Origin of the sequence: Actinoplanes sp. NPDC023936, from assembly GCF_040639325.1 — a bacterium.
In the GTDB taxonomy this organism is placed as follows: domain Bacteria; phylum Actinomycetota; class Actinomycetes; order Mycobacteriales; family Micromonosporaceae; genus Actinoplanes.
In genome coordinates this window covers 112,181-133,408 of sequence record NZ_JBEZZR010000007.1, presented here as the reverse complement: position 1 = coordinate 133,408, position 21,228 = coordinate 112,181, and the positions used below count along the sequence as shown (strand labels likewise).

The window sequence follows — 21,228 nt, the reverse complement described above, 5'->3', positions numbered from 1 at the left end:
GGATCTCGCGCGGTATCAGCGGCCACCCCGCGTCGGTCATCTCACCGGCGCTCCGTAGCGAATCTCACTGGCACTCCGGCAGTGAGTCGAAGGCCTGGCGCAGCTCCACCGACTCCAGTTTCGTGGTGTCCAGGCTGCTCTTCTCGTAGTTCGCGGAGAGCTGGTCGAGCACCTTGCCGACCTCGGCGTAGAACGTCTCCGTCGGCCGGGTGGCGAGCGCCTCGATGCCGGTGCGGGCCTGCCCGTAAGCGTCCCGGATGCCGGCCAGCGAGCCCAGGAAGCCATCGGCTATCCGCTCGCCGTCGTCCACGTCCGGCACGCCGGCGCGCTCCACACCGACGCGGGCCTGCTCGCTCGCCGTCGCAGCGCCGTCGAAGAGCCGGGCGAGGTTCTCCTTGGCCTGGCCGGGTGTCGTCTCCGCGGTCATCTGCGCCTGGGCCCGGCTGGTCAGCGAGTCGATCTCGCTGCGCCAGGGACTCAGCGACGTGCAGACCAGAGCGGCCCAGGCCTGCGCGCCGGGCTGGCCGGAGCAGGCCGCCAGCGGCACGGCGAGCACGAGGACGAGAGCCAGGGATATCGGTCGGACCGCGCGCATGGGAGCAGAGTACGGGCACAGGCGGACACTCCACACGCCTCGATCGAGTCATAGCGAAGGGCACCCGGGGTCCGGGTGCCCTTCGTCATGCTGTTCTTACAGGTCAGACGTTGTCCTTCACCCGTGAAGCCGAGGACTCGCGGGCGTCCTGCGCTGCCTTCGCGGTGTCGGCGGCACCGGCGGCGGACGCCGATGAGACGTCGCCGGAGACGTCGTCGCCCATCGAGATCGGCTTGCGCTTGCTCCAGATGACCGCGGCCGTGACGATCGCCACGGCCAGGACCGCGACGCCGACCCGGATACCGACGCTCGCGTCCGCGCCGTAGCTCACCGCGACGACCGCCGGTGCGATCAGCAGCGAGACCAGGTTCATCACCTTGAGCAGCGGGTTGATGGCCGGACCGGCGGTGTCCTTGAACGGGTCGCCGACCGTGTCGCCGATCACCGTGGCGGCGTGCGCCTCGGAGCCCTTGCCACCGTACGAGCCGTCCTCGACCAGCTTCTTCGCGTTGTCCCACGCGCCGCCGGAGTTGGACAGGAAGACCGCCATCAGCGTGCCCGTGCCGATCGCGCCGGCCAGGTACGCGGCCAGGGCGCCCGGGCCGAGCCCGAAGCCCACCGCGATCGGGGCCATGATCGCCAGCAGACCGGGGGTGAGCAGCTCGCGCTGCGCGTCCCGGGTGCAGATGTCGACCACCCGGCCGTACTCGGGACGCTGCGAGTAGTCCATGATCCCCGGGAACTCGCGGAACTGGCGGCGAACCTCCATCACCACGGCGCCCGCCGAACGGGACACCGCGTTGATCGCCAGACCGGAGAAGAGGAAGACCACCGCGGAGCCGATCAGCAGGCCGACCAGGCTGCGCGGGTTCGCGATGTTGAGCACCGCGAGGATCTCGGCGGCCGTGTCGGTCACCCCGGCGTCGGCCAGCGCGCTGGCCAGGCTGTTCGTGTACGACCCGAAGAGCGCCGTGGCCGCGAGGACCGCTGTCGCGATCGCGATCCCCTTGGTGATCGCCTTCGTGGTGTTGCCGACCGCGTCCAGCTCGGTGAGGATCTGCGCGCCCTTCTCGTCGACGTCACCGGACATCTCGGCGATGCCCTGCGCGTTGTCCGAGATCGGGCCGAACGTGTCCATCGCCACGATCACGCCGACCGTGGTGAGCAGACCGGTGCCGGCCAGCGCCACCGCGAACAGCGACAGGGTCAGCGACGATCCGCCGAGCAGGAAGGCGCCGTAGACGCCGGCGCCGAGCAGCAGCGCCGAGTAGACCGCCGACTCCAGGCCGACGCTGATGCCGGCCAGGATGACGGTGGCCGCGCCGGTCTGCGACGACTTGCCGATGTCCTGCACCGGGCGGCGGTTGGTCTCGGTGAAGTACCCGGTCAGCGCCTGGATGGCGGCGGCCAGCACGATGCCGATCACGACCGCGCCGATGGCGACCAGCTGCGGGTTCCGCCCGCTCGCCAGGACGCCCTCGTCGATGCCGGCATCACCGAAGCCGGCGAAGGTACTCGGCAGGTAGAGGAAGCTGACCACGGCCACCGCGATCGCGGAGATCACGGCCGAGATGTAGAACGCCCGGTTGATCGCGGTGAGTCCGTTGCGGTCGCTCCGGCGCAGGCGGGTGATGAAGACCCCGATGATCGCGATCAGCACACCGACCGTGGAGACGATCAGCGGGAAGATCAGACCGTCCTGGCCGAACGCCGCCTGACCCAGGATCAGCGCGGCGACCAGGGTCACCGCGTACGACTCGAAGAGGTCGGCGGCCATGCCGGCACAGTCACCGACGTTGTCGCCCACGTTGTCCGCGATCGTGGCGGCGTTGCGCGGGTCGTCCTCCGGAATGCCCTGCTCGACCTTGCCGACCAGGTCGGCGCCGACGTCCGCGGCCTTGGTGAAGATGCCGCCGCCGACCCGCATGAACATCGCGAGCAGCGCGGCGCCGAAGCCGAAGCCCTCCAGCACCGTCGGCGCGTCACCCTTGAAGATCAGGACGACCAGGGCCGCGCCGAACAGGCCGAGCCCCACGGTGAGGAAGCCGACCACACCACCGGTACGGAACGCGATGCCCATCGCCTTCTCGCGGCCGCCCTCCTCACCGGCCGCCGCGGCGACCCGCAGGTTCGCCCGGGTGGCCAGGGCCATGCCCGCGCCGCCGATGAACGCGCTGAAGATCGCGCCGACGACGAAGAAGAGCGACCTACCGATCTTGACGAGCGTTTCGTTCTCGGTGGCGTGCACCGGCAGCAGGAACAGCAGCACGACCGCGATCACTACGAAGATCGCCAAGGTCCGGAACTGCCGGATCAGGTACGCCGAGGCGCCCTCCTGGACCGCGCCGGCGATCTCCTGCATCTTGGGTGTGCCACGCCCGTTGCGCAGCACGGATTGAACGAACATCGCGGCGAATCCGAGCGCCACCAGCGCGAACACCAGCGCCACGATGACGTAGGAGAGGTTTGCACCGCTCAGGGACACCCCGCCACCCTCGGCGGCGAGGTCTATCGAGGTCCCGGACATCAATGTCCTCCTGTACACACCGACCGCACCCGGACGGCGGACGAGACCTCCGGGCGCATTCCCCGGATCGCGGGGAACGACCGACCAGGCCCGCGGACGCGGACCAGCAGTAGCTGATAACTCGCGTACTGTATAGGGCCGATATGGCGATCGTCACACCTGCGCACAGCCGTGTCGCGGTGATGTTTGCCGCTGTGTTAGCGGGACGGCGAGCGGGTATAGGTCGCGGTTGATCTCTTTGCGCTGCTCAGTCCGCCGTCAGCGGCGAGCGACAGGCCAGACCATGCGAACTTCGGTGCCCGGGCCGTCATCCACCGGACGCACCTGCAAATCATCGACAAATCCGGCAAGGAGTGCAAATCCGACACCCGTGGTCAGCGCGTCGTCGGTCAGCGACTCGTCGGCGAGCTCGTCCGGGGGCAGCTTCGTCAGCCCCACACTCGCCTCGATCGGGGCATGGTCGATGACCCGGACGGTGTACGAGTCCGAGTCGGACATCTCCACCGTGACCAGCTCGGTGAGGCCGTACTGCCGGTGCAGGGTCACGGCACGCGTGCAGGCCTCACCGATCGCCAGCCGGACCTCGTCGAGCAGCTCCTCGGCGACACCCGCCCGGCGCGCGACCGCGACACCGACCAGTCGCGCGGTGCGCACGTGGACCGGAGCCGGCGAGAAGGAGAGCCGAACCGTAGCCATCACGAAACAGGACCGCTGCCGTCGCGTTCGGTGGCCGCCTCGACCGTTGGAAAGATCGGGAAAACCTGGTCCAGCGCGGTGATCCGGAAGATCTTGAGGAGTGGCTCCTTCGCACAGACGAGACCGAACGTCCCGTGCGCGGTTCGCAGGCGTTTCAGGGCGCCGACCAGCACGCCGAGACCCGTCGAGTCGAGGAACTCGACCCGCTCCAGATCGACGACCACGTCACGTGCACCCGCGTCCACCAGCTCGATCAGCCGCTCACGCAGCCGGGGGGCGGTGTAGACGTCAACCTCACCACCGACCTCGAGCACGGTGTGACCCGCGACGGTGCGGTCCGCCAGCGACAGCTCCATCGGTCCTCCTCCCTGATCTCCCCCCGCGAAATCTAACCACCGACCGACAGTGGGCGACGCGTGGCACCCACCGTCCTACCCGTTTGAGGTTCGGGGCATACCGGTGTCACAGTGCAATGCGTGACCTCCACCGCCTTCGGTCCTGCTGAGCTGCTGCATCGACTGCGAAATCGGGGCACCGCGGCGGAGGTGTCACCGATCACGCACATCGAGCGAGTGCCACCCCGGGCCGGGCAGGCGGCGCCATGGCCCGGATGGACCGATCCCACGGTGCGCGACGCGTTCACCGCGCAACGGATCATCGCGCCGTGGAAGCATCAGGCTGCCGCCGCCACCCTCGCCTGGGAGGGCACGCACGTCGTGCTGGCCACCGGCACCGCGTCGGGCAAATCCCTCGCGTACCAGCTGCCGGCTCTCAGCGCGCTCGCCAGGGACCCTAAGGCGACCGTGCTGTATCTGTCACCTACCAAGGCGCTCGCGGCCGACCAATTACGTGCGATCGCCCGGCTCGGCCTGGACGGCGTGCGCCCCGCCACCTTCGACGGCGACACCCCGCGCGAGGAGCGCGAATGGGTGCGCCAGCACTCACGGTTCGTGCTGACCAACCCGGACATGCTGCACCACTCCCTGCTGCCCGGGCACGCCCGGTGGGGGGTCTTTCTCCGGCGCCTCTCGTACGTGGTGATCGACGAGTGCCACACGTACCGCGGGGTGTTCGGCTCGCACGTGGCGCACGTCCTGCGGCGGCTGCGCCGGGCAGCGGCCCGGTACGGGTCGTCGCCCACGTTCATCCTCGCCTCGGCGACGTCCGGCGACCCGGCCGGAGCGGCGTCCCGGCTGACCGGACTTCCGGTGACAGAGGTCACAGAGGACACCTCGCCGCGCGGCGGGGTGACGTTCGCATTGTGGGAGCCGCCGCTGCTGCCGCAGTCCACGTTGTCGTTGCCCGCCGTCAGCGCGGACTCCGAGTTCCTCGACGTCGAGCTGCCGCCGATCCGGCGCTCCGCCCTGCGGGAGACCGCGGATCTGCTCACCGACGCGGTGGTGGCGGGTACCCGTACCCTCGCCTTCGTCCGCTCCCGGCGCGGCGCCGAAGTCGTCGCGTCGATGACCCGGCGGTCCCTCGACGAAGCGGTTCCCGGTCTCGGTGACCGGGTCGCCGCATACCGCGCCGGATACCTGCGGGAGGACCGGCGGGCGATCGAGCGGTCCCTGCTCTCCGGTGAGCTGCTCGGCCTCGCCTCCACGAACGCGCTCGAACTCGGCGTCGACCTGGTCGGCCTGGACGCCGTGCTGATCTGCGGTTACCCGGGCACCCGGGCCTCGCTCTGGCAGCAGGCCGGTCGAGCCGGACGGGCCGGCGGTGAGGCGCTCGCGGTGCTGATCGCCCGGGACGACCCGCTCGACACCTACCTCGTGCACCATCCGGAAGCCGTCTTCGGCCGTCCCGTCGAGGCCACCGTGCTCGACCCGTCGAACCCGTACGTCCTCGGCCCGCAACTCTGCTGCGCCGCCTCCGAGGCGCCGCTCACCGACGCCGACCTGGAGCTCTTCGGCGGCGAGCCGGCGGTCGCCGCCGCACACGCGCTGGCCGGGGAAGGCGTGCTGCGACGCCGTCCGTCCGGCTGGTACTGGACGCACCGCGGCCGGCCCGACGTGGACCTGCGCGGCACCGGCGGCGCCCCGGTCGCCGTTGTCGAGTCGTCGACCGGCCGGCTGCTCGGCACCGTCGACCACGGCTCCTCGCACGTCATGCTGCACACCGGCGCGGTCTACCTGCACCAGGGCGTCTCGTACGTGGTGGACGAGCTGGACCTGGACGACGCGATCGCCCTGGTGCACCAGCAGGAGCCGGACTGGACCACACACGCCCGCGACGTCACGAACCTCTCCGTGGTGAACGTCCGCTCGTACGTCGACGCCGGCCCGGTCGGCCTGTTCCTCGGCGAGGTGGACGTGACCAACCAGGTCGTGTCGTACCAGCGCCGCCGGATCGGCACCGGCGAGGTGATCGACACGAAGCCGCTCGACCTGCCGGTGCGCGAACTGCGCACGGTCGCCGTCTGGTTCACCATCTCACCGGAGGCCCTGGTCGCGGCCGGCGTCGAACCGGCCGACTTCCCGGGCGCCCTGCACGCGGCCGAACACGCCGGGATCGGCCTGCTGCCGCTGATCGCCACCTGCGACAGGTGGGACATCGGCGGCCTCTCCACCGCCAGCCACGCGGACACCGAGGCCCCGACGGTCTTCGTCTACGACGGCCATCCCGGTGGGGCGGGGTTCGCCGAGCGGGCGTACGGGGTGGCCGCGGACTGGCTGCGAGCCACCCGCGAGGCCATCTCCGCGTGCGTCTGCGAGGCGGGTTGCCCGGCCTGCGTCCAGTCCCCGAAGTGCGGAAACGGCAACAATCCCCTCGACAAGCACGCAGCGGTCAAGGTCCTCGACACGGTGCTGGCCGCCCTCCCGCCCTCGCCCGGCGAGGCACGCCGCTAGCCACCGGCCACCGCGCCGCGCTCCCGCCGCTGCCGGCCACCGCGCCGCGCTCCCGCCGCTGCCGCGGTGGCTCCGCGCGGGCTCCCGCTCCGCCGCGATCTTGGTAACCCGGGGTCGCCCCGCTCCGGCGCCCGCCGAGTTGCCAAGATCGCGGCCGAGGACGCGGTGAGGGCACACACAACGCCATCGTGAGCTTTCCACCTGTGCCAGGACCGAGACGCAGGCACACGCACGGCTTCGGTGTGCGCTCATCCACGTGCCGGAACCGCATCGTGTGCCCCTGCCCCGGTCGCAACGCGGACAAGCAACGGGTCGGCCGGATGACACCTGCCTCAGCTACGGCTCAGGTCCGCGAGCCGTAGCTGAGCCATGGAATCAAGCCGTGATGACATGCGCCCGCTACGGCTCGGCCCCGCCGGCCGTCGCTCAAGCATGGAATCAAGCCGTGATGACATGCGCCCGCTACGGCTCGGGCCGCCCAGCCGTAGCTGACACATGTGATCGAGCACTGCCCACCCGGTGGCAGCCAAACATTTCACCAATCCTGGCGATTGCTGCCCATGTACGACCGTCAGCTGCCTAGATCGCGAAAGTGGGCGGAGATCACGCTCGCCCAAGCGCAGCTGTGGGGAGAGTTCAGCCGGGCGCGTGGAGCGGGCCGGCTCGGGCGGCTGCCTCCGCTGTTCCGAAGTGGTCGGCCGGCACCTCGGTGCGAACCACGACGTCCAGGCCCTCCAGGACGCAGGAAGTCAGCCTGGCCCGGTTGAGTTCCACGATCCGGGCGGCGGCCCGGCATGCCGGCCCCGCGCCAAGCACCGCCTGCTGGGCGCCGGCCAGGGCCCCCAGGTCGGCCGCGTTCCGGGCTTCGCGGCGGGCCACCTGGGCCGAGCCGAGAGCCGCCCCGGCCAGACCGCCCGCGAGCAGGACCAGCCCGAACGCGAGCACCAAGATCGACGCAGCGCCCCGATCCCGCGCTTCAACCACGGGCCGGGCACGGCGGCGGCCGGCCACCACGCGCCGGGCACGGTGGCGGCAGGCCACCACGGGCCAGGCGCGGTGGCGGCTGGCCACCACGGGCCGAGCGCGACAGCGGGTGGTCACCACGGGATCTGTTCCGGCTCGCGGGCGGCGTGGGACTCGGCTCGCAGCGTCGTTCCGGGTAGGTGGGCGCCGCCCGGGACGCGTACCCGGGAAATGACCACCACCGTGACCGTCTCCGCATCGCCGGACACCTCGATCCGGGCGCCTGCCGGGGCCAGCCTCGCGGCCCGGTCCGTGGGCGCGCCGCGGGCGGCGGCCGTGGCCGCCTCGCGTGCCGCGTCCAGGCAGCGCGCCTGGTCGGTCACCGCCGAAATCGCCGTCAACCCGGCGTAGAACAGCAGCAGGAGCGCCGGCAGCCCGGCCGCGAGCTCCGCGGTGAACGCACCCCGGTCCCGGCCGGGCCGCCGGCGCCGCTTCACTTCAGCGCCCGGCCGATGATGCCGCCGAGCGCCTGTTGCACGGCCGGGCTGGTGACCACCTTGAGCAGGATGCCGGCGAAGGCCACCGCGGCGAGCGTGCCGACGGCGTACTCGGCGGTGCTCATTCCGGCGTCGGCGGCCTCGGCCCGGAGCCGCCGGAAGCGGGTGACGATGTTGTGCACGTGGTCCTCCTCAGGTAGGCGGCACGGCTCTCTGCCATGCCGGTCTTGCGGTGGCGCGGCGGATGCCGCACCGGTCTCGAAGCCGTGCCGGTCGTGCCGGGGCGGCTCGGAGCTCTCACAGCTCTCGAAGCCGTGCCGGTCGTGCCGACGGCGACTCGGAGCTCTCACAGCACGTCGCTGAGGACGGCGATCAGTACCGGCACCAGGCCGGCCAGCAGGAAGGCGGGCAGGAAGCACAAACCGAGCGGCAGCACGATCAGGACGCCGGCCCGCTGAGCCGCCGCCTCGGCCGCGACGGCCCGGTCCGAGCGCAGGTCACCGGCCAGGCGTTCCAGCGCGCCGGCCAGCGCACCACCGCTGGCACTGGATCGGATCGCGGCCGCCACCAGGCGTTCCGCCCCTGGCACGTCACCGAGGTGTGCCCAGGCCTCGGCCGGACCGGCGCCGAGACGCAGCGAGCGGGCGACGCGGTCCAGCCTGGTTCCGAGCGGCCCGCCCAGCGCATCCGCCACGGCTGCGGCAGCCCGGTCCACCGGGGCTCCGGCGCGGAGCACGGCAGCCAGCAGGTCCGCTCCCAGGGGAAGATCAGCGAGCGCTCGCTGCCGCTCACGGCGCACACCGGGCGGTTCCCGGCGCCGCAACGCGCGTTCCGCTCCGAGCGCGGCGATGACACCCAGGGGTACGTCCCACCGGCCCCCGACAATCACGATGACGCCCAATCCCACCAGCATGGCCGGGATGATCCGTGGCATTTGTCGGTTCTTCACGCTGGGTGCCGCGTGCGAGCCGATCCGGCGCAACCGCTGACCGGATCGGTTCATCGGGATGACGAGCAGGACGGCGGCCAGGCCCAGACCGGCAGCCACGATCCCGGTCATCGTGGGCCGTCCACCAGCCGCTGGGACCAGCGCAGCCCAGCGACCTGTAGCAGGACCGCCAGCAGCGCACAGCCCGCGCCGATCGGGGTCCGCAGGAGCACGGCCAGCGGGTCGGCGCCGATCGCGTAGCCGAGTCCGATCCCGCCCAGTGGCAGACCGGCCAGCAACAGTGCCGTGGCCTGCGCCCCGGCCGCTTGGGCGGCGGCCGTCGCCGTGGTGCGGTCCGCGGATCGGGCATCGGCCTCGATCCGGTCGAGCAGATCCGCCGCCGGCGCACCGGTCTGCTCGGCGAGCCGCCAGACCGCCGCGACGAGCTCCCGGATCCGCACCGCGCCGCCCTGCTCAGCACCGGAGGAGTCAACGTCGGCAGAACCGGCACCGGGTGGGATCGCCGCGGGAAGACCACCGGCCGAGTAGCCGGCCGGCGGGAGGCCGGCTCGCAGGTCGGCCACCAGCGAGCACAACCGGTCCAGCTCCGCCGCCCGCGCGGCCGACGCCCGTTTGCGGCGGTCTCGGCGTGCCCACTCGCCGGCGCCCAGGGCCGCGTAGACCGCCGCGATCGCCGCGCCGGCCGGACCCCCGGCCAGCAGCGCCGGCACTGCGGCCAGGCCTGCGGCCGACAGCACCGGGCGCCACACCGGTCCGGTGGCGACGCGGGCGCGCGAACGCCGTACCCAAGCAGTGTCGAACCGGATCGGAGCCCGCCGCCGCCCCGGCAGGCGGGCCCGAGCCGCACGCCGCGGCCTCAGCGCCACGAGCACCGCCCCGGCCATCAGCACCGCGGCCAGCGCCCCGGTCATCCCAGCCGCCCGGAGGGATCGGCGTGGAGCGCGGGTGGGACGGCCACGCCGCGTTCGGCGAGCAGCCGCGCCAGGACCGGCGCGCCCGGGCCCCGCGAGCCGGACCAGGCCGGCTGGACCGTGATCAGCCGGGACTCCTCGGCCGGTGCCAGGACGCTGATGGATTCGAGGACACGGCCGGTCGCGGTACGGCGTACCTGAAGGACCACCTGCAACGCCGCGAGCACCTGCGCGTGCAGCGCGGCTCGGGGCAGCCCGCCGAGCATGCCGAGCGCCTCCAGCCGGGCCGGCACGTCGCCTGGCGCGTTGGCGTGCAGGGTGCCCGCGCCGCCGTCGTGACCGGTGTTCAGGGCTGCCAGAAGATCAACTATTTCGGCGCCCCGGCACTCCCCGACGACCAGCCGGTCCGGTCGCATCCGCAGCGCCTGCCGGACCAGGTCGGTGAGGCCGACCGCGCCGGCGCCCTCCACGTTCGCGGTACGCGCCTGCAGCGCCACCACGTGCGGGTGCACCGGCCGCAACTCGGACGCGTCCTCCACCAGCACGATCCGCTCGGTCGGCGGCACCAGCCCGAGCAGCGTCGCGAGAAGCGTGGTCTTGCCGCTGCCGGTGCCGCCGGTCACCAGGTACGCCAGCCGCGCGTCCACCAGCGCCGCCAGCACCTGCGCGGCGGCCGGCGCGACGGTGCCGTGCCGGACCAGGTCGTCCAGGCTGAACGGCCGCTGCCGGAAGGTGCGCAGCGACAGGTACGGCCCGTCGACGGCGACCGGCGGCAGCACCGCGTGCAGGCGGGTGCCGTCCGGGAGGCAGGCGTCGGCGTACGGCTGGCCGTCGTCGAGCCGGCGACCACAGGCCGCCACCAGTCGCTGTGCCAGGCGGCGCACCTCGTCGGGGCCACTGATCCGGACGGCGGCCCGTTCCAGCCCGGCGCCCCGGTCCACCCAGACCTGCCCCTGATTGACCAGGACGTCGGTGACCGCCGGATCCGCGAGCAGCGGCGCGAGCGGCCCGGCGCCGAGCAGTTCGTCCCGGACCCGGTCGGCGAGCCGCAGCACGGCCGTGTCGCCGAGAACCTTGTTCTCCCGGCGGACCACGCTGACGACCGCTGCCGGGGTGGCTTCGGCGCCGGAGTGGGCGAGATGGTGGCGTACCCGATGGGTCAGCGCGCTCATGCCGGCACCGTGCCCGTACGCATCAGATCGTCGACGAGCCGGCGGCAGAGGTCGGCGAGCGGCCCCTTCCCGTCCGCGCACGGCGCGGCGCCGTTCTCCACCTTCTCGCAGAGTGATGGTTCCGGGCGCAGCGTCCCGGCCAGCGGCAGGCCCAGCGCCCCGGCGACCTCCCGGGCCCGCAGTTTGCCGGGGGCGGGTCCGCGCACCACCACCGCGACGTCCTCGCAGTGCACGCGGATCGAGGCGGCGGTGCGCGCGGCCGAGGCGGCGGCCCGCAGCTCCGCCGGGACCACCAGCAACGTCCGGTCGGCCGCCTGCAGGGCCAGCACCGCGGCGTCGTCGAGCTGCCGGGGCAGGTCCGCCACGATCACGTCACGGCCGCGCCGGGCCGCGTCCAGCGTCGCCGCCATCGCCTCGGCCGGCACGCCGGGCAGCTGGTCCCGATCGAACGAGAGCAGGACCAGGTCACCACGCTGCGGCAGCGCGGCGAGCAACGCCGGCGGATCGACCCGGCCGTCCGCGGCGCTGAGGCCCGGCCAGCGCAGACCCGTCACGTCCTCCCAGCCGAGCAGCAGGTCGAGCCCGCCGCCGAGTGGGTCGGCGTCGACGAGCAGGGTCCGGTGCCCGCAGCGCACCGCCGTTGTCGCCAGCCCGGCCGCCAGCATGCTCGCGCCGGCGCCACCTCGCCCGCCGATCACCGCGATGGTCCGCGACCCGGCGTCCGGCTCGGCCCGGGCCGCGAACTGCTCGACCACCCAGGTCTCGGCGGCCGGCAGCACCGCCACGTGCTCGGCGCCGAGCGGCTCGGCGAACTCCCAGGTGGTGGCGTCCATGGCCGAGTGGCGGCCGACCACGATCACCCGGGGGCGGCGCGGCAGCCGGGCCCGTGCGCAGGCCTCGGCCTGATCGGCGCCGACCACCACGAGGCACGCGCCGGGATAACGGGCGCGGGCCGCGGCCGGGTCGGGCGCCACGTCGACCTCGGCGCCACCGGCGGCGGCGAGCCGGAGCAGGTCGTCGAGCAGGTCACGGTCGGCGGTCACGACCAGGGGACGGCGCGGTGCGGGCATCGGGGCCTCCAGGCTCGGCGGCGGGTTCGAGTGCCCACCGTCGCCAGCCACCTCCACGCCGGGCAACCGGCCGGAGGCAGCCTGTGGATAACTTCCGATCCTGTGGATAACTCCCTGCCGGGAACACGATCCGGTACGCCGAGCCGCCCCGCGTATGAACCCGGGCGGATTGGGTATCTTGGTTCGGACACGGACCGATGGAGCTGGCATGGACAACGCGATCCGGACCACGGTCGCCGACGACGGGACAGTGACCGTCACCGTGTTGGGTGAGGTCGACTTCTCCCGGTCCGACGAGGTGGCCCAGAGCATCCGCGACGCGCTCATCGACTGGTCGGCGACAGTCGTGCGAGTCGACCTGCGCGACGCGTCCTTCATCGACTCGACCGGGCTGGGCGCCCTGATCGAGGGCTATCGGGACGTCACCGAGCGCGGCGGCCAGTTCATGGTGGTCAACCCGACCGAGTCGTTCCGCCGGGTGCTGGAAGTGACGGGTCTCTCCGACTTCTTCGGCCTGATCAGCTCGTCCCCGGCCGGGACAGCGGACGAGACCCAGCCGGAGCGGACGTCGGCCACCGGAGCCTGAACGGGAACGACCCCCGTCGGGGGAGACGGGGGTCGTCCTTGGATTCGGCTCCGGGGGGGTCGAGCCGAATCAACTCGGCAATCGCGGGGGGCGCGATTACCGAGGGCCAGCTTCACTGGACGGGGTCGTAACAACACGGTTCACAGTGGCAAACACAAGTCTGCCTCAGACTCTGCCGTTCCGTCGAGTACCGAATGTAACCCGATGCGCCGCTCCCTGCCTGTCTGACCGTTTTCACAGCGCGTCACCAAGGGGGCGGTTGGGCGTACGGATCGAACGTCCCGGGCGCGGTACGGCTACACTTTCGGCCCGTGGGCCCGAGCGCCGCCTTTTTCGATCTCGACAAGACCGTCATCGCCAAGTCCAGCGCCCTGGCCTTCGGACGGCCTTTCTACCGTGATGGCCTGATCAGCCGCCGTGACGTGGTCAAGTCCGGATACGCGCAGCTGATGTTCCGCCTCGGTGGCGGCACCGACGAGCAGGCGATGGCGCGCACCCGTGACTACATGGCGGCTCTGAGCAAGGGCTGGCGGGTCGAACAGGTGCAGCAGATCGTCGCCGAGACCCTCAACGACCTGATCAATCCGTACGTCTACGCGGAAGCCGCCGCACTGATCGCCGAGCACCAGGCGGCCGGCCGCGACGTCGTGCTGGTCTCCGCGTCCGGCGACGAGATGGTCCGCCCGATCGGCGCGCTGCTCGGCATCACCGACGTGATCGCGACCCGGATGGCGATCGCCGACGGGCGCTACAGCGGCGAGGTCGACTTCTACTCGGCCGGTCCGAACAAAGTGGTCGGTGTCCGTGAGCTCGCCGAGTCCCGCGGCTACGACCTGGCCGAGTGCTTCGCCTACTCCGACTCCAGCAGTGACCTGCCGCTTCTGGAGGCCGTCGGCCATCCGAGCGCGGTGAACCCGGACCGGGCACTGCGCCGGGTCGCCGCCGAGCGGTCCTGGCCGATTCTGGAGTTCCGTAACCCCGTACCCCTGGGAAGACGCCTCCGTGACCGGCCGGCCGTGCCGGTCGCCGCCGCGGCCCTGGGTGTCGGTGTCGGGGTGGCGATCGGCTTCGCGCTCTACGGGCGTCACCGGCGCACTCGCGCCGCCGTGGCGTAACTACCAGCGCAAATGCCATTGGTCTGAGTAATCGGGCATATCTGGTGATCATGCGCGAAGGGGCGTAGAAAGAAGTCGCGGGCCCGTGCGAACGGGCACCGTGCACGGCCACCGGGAACCCACGCGCGATCAGCCACGGCAGGCACGTTGCGGCGGGACCTAATGCTTCGCGAGGGGCTGCCGGACCGTCGACAACGACCCAGGTGCACGCTTGATAACCCGGATCGGACGCGCGCAGCCGGCGCCCCCGCGAGGGACGCCGGCTCTATCTCTGCGCCGCCTGGTGACGGTTGCGGATCTCCTGATAGACGTCGCGGAAAAGCCGCGGGCGGGCGTGGAAGTCCACACCCTGCGCCCACAGCTCGGTGCCGACCGTCGCGCCGTCGTGGCGCTCCAGGAGCACGGTCGTCCCGCTCTCGATCCGCCAGGGGCCGACGCGATGGGTGGCGTGGTGCAGGCGTACCCCCGCGACCTCCCGCCACCGCATGGTCCGCGACCGCAGCAGACCCTCGATGCGCACGCCCTGAGAGCTGACGTAGACGCCGTGCCGCAGGATCCGGTAGGCGCCGACCACCCAGACCGCCGCGAGGACGCAGGCGGTCAGCCGGACGCCGTGCCCGATCAGGCCGAACTGCTCGATCGTGGCGTAACTCAGCAGCCCCAGTGCCGCCGCTTCCCAGGCGATCACCAGCCAGCGGCCGGAACCCGGCGGGTACGGACGGACCCAGTCGTCATCCACGCCAAGAAGTATGCCGCCGCTCAGACCGCCGCCAGGACTCCGTCGCCGATTACCGTGATCTGCTGCGCACCGGCAGTAACCGCCGAGGCGTAGTGCCGCAGCCACGACCGCACGCCGTCCGGGGTGCCGGTGGCGTAGGCGCCGGCCGACCCGACGTACTCCGGCTCGCGCTCGAGGTGACCGGCCTCGACGCCGACCAGGCCGCGCGGGTCGAAGCCCCGGCCGATCAGCGTGAGGCGGGCCGCCGCCCGGGCCACCACACCGGCCGGCCCGGCGAACGGCCGCAGGGTGATCAGCTCGGCGTGCACGATCGCGGCGAGCAGCAGCGGCGGGGTCTCCTCGTTGCCGGCGACCAGGGCGGACAGGGCGTCGATCCGCTCCGCGCCGGAGACCAGGCGGCCCAGGTCGTGGTCGTGCACGACGCCGCGGGCGGCCAGCACGTGCAGTTTCGCGAGGACCTGGCGAGGCGCCCGGGGCCAGAGGTCGACGAGGCCGCCGAGCGACTCGGCGACACGCAGGGCGCCCTGCACTGTCGGGTCGGTGACGGTTCCGCCACGGACCTCTTCGAGGTCGTACTTGCTGCCTTCCAGGGCGGCGCTGGCGACGGCGGCGCGCAGGCTCGCCTCGGCCGCGACCTGACCGCCGTGCCGGCGCAGGGCGCGGTGCCGCATCGCGGTGTCGACGGTGTTGCGGGCTTCGGCGAATGCGGGCGCGACGTCGGCGAGGTCGAGCAATGGGGCTAGTGGATCCACGTGCACACGGTAACCGGTAAAACAGCTGAAACATGGGGTGCACAAACGAGCGTGGAAATGGCAAGATTCGCGCAGAACCGAGCAGTGATTCGCCGGTCGGCGCGCATACCGCACCGCCGGGCGCGCCCTGCCGTGCAAAACTTCGCCGGGCCCACCGGCAGAACTAGTGTGCAACGAAGAGACCCGGCCAGGCAGAGGAGCCGCCCTCATGAGCGAGACCCTGGAGAACTTGTCCTCGGAGACGCGGAAGTTCCCGCCGCCCGCTGAACTCGCGGCGGACGCGAACGTCAAGGCCGAGGCGTACGAGCAGGCGAACGCCGACCGGCTGGCCTACTGGGAGCGCCAGGCGGAGCGTCTCACCTGGGCCAAGAAGTGGGACCAGGTGCTGGACTGGTCCAACCCGCCGTTCGCCAAGTGGTTCGTCGGCGGCGAGCTGAACATCGCGTACAACTGCGTGGACCGGCACGTCGAGGCCGGCAACGGCGACAAGGTCGCCATCCACTGGGAGGGCGAGCCCGGCGACAGCCGGACCGTCACCTACGCCGAGCTGCTGAAGCTGGTCTCGCAGGCGGCGAACACGCTGACCGATCTCGGCGTCACGGCGGGCGACCGCGTCATGATCTACCTGCCGATGATCCCGGAGGCCGCGGTGGCGATGCTCGCCTGCGCCCGGATCGGCGCGACGCACAGCGTGGTCTTCGGCGGCTTCTCGGTGGACGCCCTCTCCACCCGGATCCAGGACGCCGCCGCCAAGGTCGTGATCACCGCGGACGGCGGTTACCGGCGGGGCAAGCCGTCGGCGCTCAAGCCGACCGTGGACGAGGCGGTGTCGCGTACCGACAGCATCGAGCACGTGCTGGTGGTCCGCCGCACCGGCCAGGACGTCGCCTGGACCGACAAGGACAAGTGGTGGCACGAGACGGTCGAGCAGGCCGGCACCTCGCACGAGGCGCAGCCGTTCGACTCCGAGCACCCGCTCTTCATCCTCTACACGTCCGGCACCACCGGTAAGCCGAAGGGCATCCTGCACACCACGGGCGGGTACCTGACGCAGACCTCGTACACGCACCATGCGGTCTTCGACCTGAAGCCGGAGACCGACGTCTACTGGTGCACGGCCGACATCGGCTGGGTCACCGGCCATTCGTACATCGTGTACGGTCCGCTCTCCAACGGCGCGACCCAGGTCATGTACGAGGGCACGCCGGACACCCCGGACCGCGGCCGGTTCTGGCAGATCGTCGACAAGTACAAGGTGTCCATCCTCTACACCGCTCCGACGCTGATCCGCACGATGATGAAGTGGGGCGACGACATCCCCGCGAAGTACGACCTGTCGTCGCTGCGGGTCCTCGGCAGCGTGGGCGAGCCGATCAACCCCGAGGCCTGGATGTGGTACCGGGAGCACGTCGGCCGGGAGCGCACCCCGATCGTCGACACCTGGTGGCAGACCGAGACCGGCGCGATCATGATCTCGCCGCTGCCCGGCGTGACGGCCGCGAAGCCGGGGTCCGCGATGACCCCGCTGCCCGGCATCGGCGCCGACGTGGTCGACGATCAGGCGCAGTCGGTGCCGAACGGTGGCGGCGGCTTCCTGGTGCTGCGTGAGCCGTGGCCGTCGATGCTGCGCACGATCTGGGGTGACGACCAGCGGTTCCTGGACACGTACTGGTCGCGCTTCGGGGCCGGCGCCGGACAGGGCGACGAATGGATCTACTTCGCCGGCGACGGCGCCAAGAAGGACGATGACGGCGCGCTCTGGCTGCTCGGCCGGGTGGACGACGTCATGCTGATCTCCGGCCACAACATCTCCACCACCGAGGTGGAGTCGGCGCTCGTCTCGCACCCGTCGGTGGCCGAGGCCGCCGTGGTCGGCGCGACCGACCCGACCACCGGCCAGGCGATCGTCGCGTTCGCCATCCCGCGCGGCAGCGTGGAGACCGAGGGCGCGGCCGGCGAGGACCTGATCAAGGAGCTGCGCAACCACGTGGCGAAGACGCTCGGCCCGATCGCCAAGCCGCGTCAGATCATGCTCGTCGCCGAGCTGCCGAAGACCCGCTCCGGCAAGATCATGCGGCGCCTGCTGCGCGACGTCGCGGAGAACCGGTCGCTCGGTGACGTGACGACGCTTCAGGACTCGACGGTGATGGACATGATCTCGTCCGGGATGACGACCGGCAAGTCCGAAGACTGACCCTCTGAGGCCAGAAAAAGGCCGGTGACGCACTGGACGTCACCGGCTTTTTTCCTGCCCGAAAACCGTCCGATGTAGCAAGGTCACGGCCAGGTCACAACGTCATCGATCTTAGTGACTTTCATCCGGATCGATCGCAGGATCCAGGAGATTCGCCCGATCACCCCTCGGGCGCTTGTTCCCTCCGGAGGACCCGTACGTGACACAACAAATCACCTGGGGCCGGCGAACCGTCACCTCTGTCATCGCGCTCGGTGTTGCCGCCGGCGTGACGACGTTGAGCAGCCCCCTTCCCGCTTCGGCGGAACCGGGCACGGGCACGGTTCCCGCCGCATCTTCCCCCGCTGCGCAGCAGGAGCCGGCCACCCCCAAGGACTCACCGGCGGACACGCTGGGCGCGCACGACGCTGACCTTCTGGCCGACGCGGAAGCCCAGAACAAGCCGCAGGTCACCGTCATCATCGCGGCCGACAAGGGCAAGTCCGGCGACGTCGCTGCCCGGATCGAGAAGCTCGGGGGCAGCGTCAACCGCCGCTTCGACCAGATCGGGTACATCCTCGCCACCGTCCCGACCGCCAAGGTGCTGAACACGGCGAACCTGCCCGGCGTCGCGGCTGTCGACCTGGACGAGACGATCAAGCTGCCCGAGACGGACCTGCCGGCGAGCAAGGGCGCTGCCAAGCAGGCCGCCACGCCGTCCGGTCCGGGCGCCACCACGCCCGCCGACAACCCGTACATGCCCACCGGCGAGACGGGTTCGGTCGACTTCAAGAAGAAGAACCCGAAGTACGACGGCCGCGGCGTGACCATCGGCATCATGGACTCCGGTGTGGACCTGGCCCACCCGGCGCTGCAGAAGACCACCACCGGCGAGCGCAAGATCGTCGACTGGGTCACGGCGACCGACCCGGTCGTCGAGAGCGACGGGACCTGGCGGGCCATGCTCACCACGGTGACCGGCCCGACCTTCTCGTACGGCGGATCCACCTGGACCGCTCCGGCGGGCACCTGGACGATCAACCGCTTCTCGGAGAGCATCACGGCCGCTTCCGAGCCCGGCGGCGACGTGAACCGGGACGGCGACACCACCGACCGCTGGGGCGTCCTTTACGACCCGGTGAGCCACGACATCCGGGTCGACGTGAACCAGAACCTCGACTTCACCGACGACGCCGTGATGCGGCCGTACAAGGAGAAGTACGACGTCGGCTACTTCGGCACCGACAACCCGGCGACCGCCATCGCCGAGCGGATGCCGTTCGTGGTCGAGTTCCGCGAGGACGTCTCGCTCGAGCCGTTGGAGGACCCCACGCTCCCGGCGAGGGCCGACTTCGTCAACATCGGCATCGTCGAGGGCATGCACGGCTCGCACGTGGCGGGCATCGCCGCCGGGAACGACCTGTTCGGCAACAAGGACCTGGACGGACAGGCGCCCGGCGCGAAGATCGTCTCGGCCCGGTCCTGCTCGTGGGGCGGCGGCTGCACCGCGGCGTCGCTGACCACCGGCATGTCCGACCTGGTGATCAACCGGGGCGTCGACGTGGTCAACGTGTCGATCGGCGGCCTGCCCGGCCTCAACGACGGCAACAACGCCCGTGCCGTGCTCTACGACGACCTGATCGACACGTACGGCGTGCAGATCGTCATCTCGGCCGGCAACTCCGGCCCGGGCACCAACACGATCGGCGACCCGTCGGTGGCGACCGACGTGATCAGCTCGGCGGCCAGCATCAGCAAGGAGACCTGGCTCGCCAACTACGGCTCGGTCACCCGCCGCGACCTGCAGCTGTTCACGTTCTCGTCGCGCGGCCCGCGTGAGGACGGCGGCTTCAAGCCGAACCTCGCGGCACCCGGCTCGGCCATCTCCACGGTTCCGACCTGGGAGCCGATAGCCGGTCTCGACACCGTCGGCTACACCCTGCCGCCCGGTTACTCGATGCAGAACGGCACCTCGATGTCGGCGCCGCAGACGACCGGTGGCGTCGCGCTGCTGCTCTCGGCGGCGAAGCAGAACGACCTCGGCGTCACGCCGGCCGGTCTGCGCCGGGCGCTCTACAGCACCGCGGACCTGATCCCGGGCGAGAAGGTGCACGCCCAGGGTTACGGCCAGATGGACGTCCCGGCCGCCTGGAAGCTGCTCACCAAGGAGTCGGAGACCCGGACCTACACCTCGTCGGCCCCGGTCTGCACGCCGCTCTCCGAGCAGCTGGCGACCGCGAACACGGGTAAGGGCATCTACAACCGCTGTGCCGCCGGCGACGGTGGCTACACGGTCGGCAAGGAGAAGACCGTCACGGTCAAGCTGACCCGTACCAGCGGCCCGAACAAGACCGTCAAGCACAACCTCAGCTGGATCGGCGACCGCAAGGTGTTCTCCTCGGCCGGTTCGGTGGACCTGCCGCTGAAGAAGACCGTCAGCGTCAAGGTCAAGGTCCGTCCCGGCGAGGGTGTGAGCAGCGCGATCCTGAAGGTCGACGACCCGCGCACCCCGGTGATCGACTTCGAGGTGCTCAACACGGTGGTCACCGCCGTCACGACCAAGAAGCCCGGGTACACCGAGACCTTCGCCGGCTCGGTGGACCGCAACTCCACCACGTCGTACTTCGTCGTCGTGCCGGAGGGCGCCACCGCGCTGCAGGTGAACCTGTCGGGCATCGCGACCGGTTCGCAGACGCGCTGGATCGCGATCAACCCGTGGGGCGTTCCGGTCGAGTCGACCGCCAGCACCGCCTGCTACACCAACTTCTCCGACGCGAACGCCTGCAAGCCGCAGGAGCGGGCCTACGAGAACCCGATCCCGGGCATCTGGGAGCTCGAGGTCGAGTCCCGGCGGACGTCGCCGTCGCTGAACAACCCGCACAAGCTGACCGCGAAGATCCAGGGGATCACGATCGACCCGGCCGCCGTGACGCTTCCGAGCGTCAAGGCCGGTGTGGCCGTCCCGCTGACCTGGACGGTCACGAACAACTTCGGCCCGCTCAACCTCACCGCCCAGGGCGGCCCGCTCGGCAGCGGCTTCACGGCGCGGCCGACGATCGCCAACCACGCGCAGCAGAGGTACACGGTCGTGGTGCCGTCCGGCGTCGAGCGGCTCAACGTGTCGATCGGCAACACCAGCGACGCCGCCGCCGACCTGGACCTGGTGCTCTACAACGCGGCCGGTCAGGTCGTGAAGCAGCAGGCCGACGGTGACTCGGAGGAGGCGATCTCGGTCGCCAACCCGGCAGCCGGCACCTACACGGTCCTGGTGGACGGCTACGCGGTGCCGAGCGGCTCCACGGCGTACGACTACCTGGACGTCTACTACAGCCCGGCACTGGGTGGCGTGACCACTCAGGACAGCCCGTTCTCGCTCGCCAACGGCAAGAGCGCGACGGTCACCGGTTCGGTCACGGCGGCTTCGGTGCCGCCGGCCGGGCGCACGATGTTCGGTGAGATGTCGGTCGTGACGGACGAGGGCGCGGTCGTCGGCCGCGGCTCGGTCGCCATCACGGCGGTCACCGAGTAACAAGCGCGGCTCAGGTCGCAAGCGCGGCTCAGGTAGCAAGCACCGCTCAGGCAACAAGCACGGTTCAGCGAAGAGGCCCGCCGGGTTGACCCCGGTGGGCCTCTT

General features: G+C 71.3%; 17 protein-coding genes and 1 pseudogene. 5 read left to right on the top strand and 13 right to left on the bottom strand.

The genetic code is table 11. From position 1 onward, the window contains the following. Nucleotides 1-64: 64 nt before the first annotated feature. From AB0F72_RS12735 to AB0F72_RS12720, 4 genes are all read right to left on the bottom strand, one after another. Nucleotides 65-595, bottom strand: coding sequence for a hypothetical protein (locus tag AB0F72_RS12735; RefSeq protein ID WP_360429633.1), 531 nt, complete (start codon nt 593-595; stop codon nt 65-67). Nucleotides 596-698: 103 nt separating this feature from the next. After that, nucleotides 699-3,122, bottom strand: a complete 2,424-nt coding sequence (locus AB0F72_RS12730) for a sodium-translocating pyrophosphatase (RefSeq protein WP_360429630.1) — start codon at nt 3,120-3,122, stop codon at nt 699-701. Between the two features lie 258 nt (nt 3,123-3,380). Then, a complete protein-coding gene (locus tag AB0F72_RS12725; protein ID WP_360429627.1) occupies nt 3,381-3,821 on the bottom strand; it encodes an ATP-binding protein in 441 nt (146 codons plus the stop codon). Then, complete coding sequence (locus tag AB0F72_RS12720) at nt 3,818-4,174, bottom strand: STAS domain-containing protein (protein ID WP_014440444.1); 357 nt, start codon at nt 4,172-4,174, stop codon at nt 3,818-3,820. The genes AB0F72_RS12725 and AB0F72_RS12720 overlap by 4 nt, the downstream gene beginning before the upstream one ends. Nucleotides 4,175-4,285: 111 nt before the next feature. On the opposite strand from AB0F72_RS12720, the gene AB0F72_RS12715 reads away from it, so the two are divergent. Then, the gene (locus AB0F72_RS12715) at nt 4,286-6,667 is read left to right on the top strand and encodes a DEAD/DEAH box helicase (protein ID WP_360429623.1); all 2,382 of its coding nucleotides are present in this window, start codon (nt 4,286-4,288) and stop codon (nt 6,665-6,667) included. A 636-nt stretch (nt 6,668-7,303) separates the two neighbouring features. Here AB0F72_RS12715 and AB0F72_RS12710 read toward each other — a convergent pair. The 7 genes and pseudogenes from AB0F72_RS12710 to ssd all read right to left on the bottom strand — a co-directional run bounded on the left by AB0F72_RS12710 (nt 7,304) and on the right by ssd (nt 12,229). Continuing rightward, nucleotides 7,304-7,651 carry an Rv3654c family TadE-like protein gene (locus AB0F72_RS12710; protein ID WP_360429620.1) on the bottom strand — a complete coding sequence of 116 codons (348 nt, stop codon included), beginning with the start codon at nt 7,649-7,651 and terminating at the stop codon, nt 7,304-7,306. 113 nt (nt 7,652-7,764) lie between these two features. Beyond that, nucleotides 7,765-8,127 carry a TadE family type IV pilus minor pilin gene (locus AB0F72_RS12705; protein ID WP_360429617.1) on the bottom strand — a complete coding sequence of 121 codons (363 nt, stop codon included), beginning with the start codon at nt 8,125-8,127 and terminating at the stop codon, nt 7,765-7,767. Next, a complete protein-coding gene (locus AB0F72_RS12700) occupies nt 8,124-8,252 on the bottom strand; it encodes a DUF4244 domain-containing protein (RefSeq protein WP_231859364.1) in 129 nt (42 codons plus the stop codon). Before AB0F72_RS12700 ends, AB0F72_RS12705 begins: the two co-directional genes overlap by 4 nt. 221 nt (nt 8,253-8,473) lie before the next feature. Next, nucleotides 8,474-9,061, bottom strand: a complete 588-nt coding sequence (locus AB0F72_RS12695) for a type II secretion system F family protein (protein WP_360429923.1) — start codon at nt 9,059-9,061, stop codon at nt 8,474-8,476. Nucleotides 9,062-9,183: 122 nt separating this feature from the next. Next, nucleotides 9,184-9,660, bottom strand: a pseudogene (locus AB0F72_RS12690) (hypothetical protein); the annotation flags it as partial. Between the two features lie 323 nt (nt 9,661-9,983). Further along, nucleotides 9,984-11,159, bottom strand: coding sequence for a TadA family conjugal transfer-associated ATPase (locus tag AB0F72_RS12685; protein ID WP_360429614.1), 1,176 nt, complete (start codon nt 11,157-11,159; stop codon nt 9,984-9,986). Next, nucleotides 11,156-12,229: a septum site-determining protein Ssd gene (gene ssd, locus AB0F72_RS12680; protein WP_360429611.1), complete on the bottom strand. Its 1,074-nt coding sequence runs from the start codon at nt 12,227-12,229 to the stop codon at nt 11,156-11,158. Before ssd ends, AB0F72_RS12685 begins: the two co-directional genes overlap by 4 nt. Nucleotides 12,230-12,437: 208 nt before the next feature. On the opposite strand from ssd, the gene AB0F72_RS12675 reads away from it, so the two are divergent. After that, nucleotides 12,438-12,815 carry an STAS domain-containing protein gene (locus tag AB0F72_RS12675; RefSeq protein WP_360429608.1) on the top strand — a complete coding sequence of 126 codons (378 nt, stop codon included), beginning with the start codon at nt 12,438-12,440 and terminating at the stop codon, nt 12,813-12,815. A gap of 311 nt (nt 12,816-13,126) precedes the next feature. Then, nucleotides 13,127-13,930 carry an HAD-IB family hydrolase gene (locus tag AB0F72_RS12670; RefSeq protein WP_360429605.1) on the top strand — a complete coding sequence of 268 codons (804 nt, stop codon included), beginning with the start codon at nt 13,127-13,129 and terminating at the stop codon, nt 13,928-13,930. A gap of 265 nt (nt 13,931-14,195) precedes the next feature. Here AB0F72_RS12670 and AB0F72_RS12665 read toward each other — a convergent pair whose 3' ends face one another. Further along, nucleotides 14,196-14,669: a PH domain-containing protein gene (locus AB0F72_RS12665; RefSeq protein WP_360429602.1), complete on the bottom strand. Its 474-nt coding sequence runs from the start codon at nt 14,667-14,669 to the stop codon at nt 14,196-14,198. A gap of 20 nt (nt 14,670-14,689) precedes the next feature. Beyond that, entirely contained in the window at nt 14,690-15,427 is a 738-nt protein-coding gene (locus tag AB0F72_RS12660) for an oxidoreductase (protein WP_360429599.1), read from the bottom strand. A 202-nt stretch (nt 15,428-15,629) separates the two neighbouring features. On the opposite strand from AB0F72_RS12660, the gene acs reads away from it, so the two are divergent. Together acs and AB0F72_RS12650 are read left to right on the top strand one after the other, a co-directional pair. Then, complete coding sequence (gene acs / locus AB0F72_RS12655; RefSeq protein ID WP_360429596.1) at nt 15,630-17,615, top strand: acetate--CoA ligase; 1,986 nt, start codon at nt 15,630-15,632, stop codon at nt 17,613-17,615. A 199-nt stretch (nt 17,616-17,814) separates the two neighbouring features. Continuing rightward, nucleotides 17,815-21,123, top strand: coding sequence for a S8 family serine peptidase (locus tag AB0F72_RS12650; RefSeq protein ID WP_360429593.1), 3,309 nt, complete (start codon nt 17,815-17,817; stop codon nt 21,121-21,123). Nucleotides 21,124-21,228 lie beyond the last annotated feature (105 nt).

Excerpts from the sequence above, each read along its gene's own strand:
- AB0F72_RS12675 (WP_360429608.1), top strand. The coding sequence starts at position 12,438 with ATGGACAACGCGATCCGGACCACGGTCGCCGACGACGGGACAGTGACC.
- acs (WP_360429596.1), top strand. The coding sequence starts at position 15,630 with ATGAGCGAGACCCTGGAGAACTTGTCCTCGGAGACGCGGAAGTTCCCG.
- AB0F72_RS12700 (WP_231859364.1), bottom strand. The coding sequence starts at position 8,252 with ATGAGCACCGCCGAGTACGCCGTCGGCACGCTCGCCGCGGTGGCCTTC.
- AB0F72_RS12730 (WP_360429630.1), bottom strand. The coding sequence starts at position 3,122 with ATGTCCGGGACCTCGATAGACCTCGCCGCCGAGGGTGGCGGGGTGTCC.
- ssd (WP_360429611.1), bottom strand. The coding sequence starts at position 12,229 with ATGCCCGCACCGCGCCGTCCCCTGGTCGTGACCGCCGACCGTGACCTG.
- AB0F72_RS12685 (WP_360429614.1), bottom strand. The coding sequence starts at position 11,159 with ATGAGCGCGCTGACCCATCGGGTACGCCACCATCTCGCCCACTCCGGC.
- AB0F72_RS12720 (WP_014440444.1), bottom strand. The coding sequence starts at position 4,174 with ATGGAGCTGTCGCTGGCGGACCGCACCGTCGCGGGTCACACCGTGCTC.
- AB0F72_RS12735 (WP_360429633.1), bottom strand. The coding sequence starts at position 595 with ATGCGCGCGGTCCGACCGATATCCCTGGCTCTCGTCCTCGTGCTCGCC.
- AB0F72_RS12695 (WP_360429923.1), bottom strand. The coding sequence starts at position 9,061 with ATGCCACGGATCATCCCGGCCATGCTGGTGGGATTGGGCGTCATCGTG.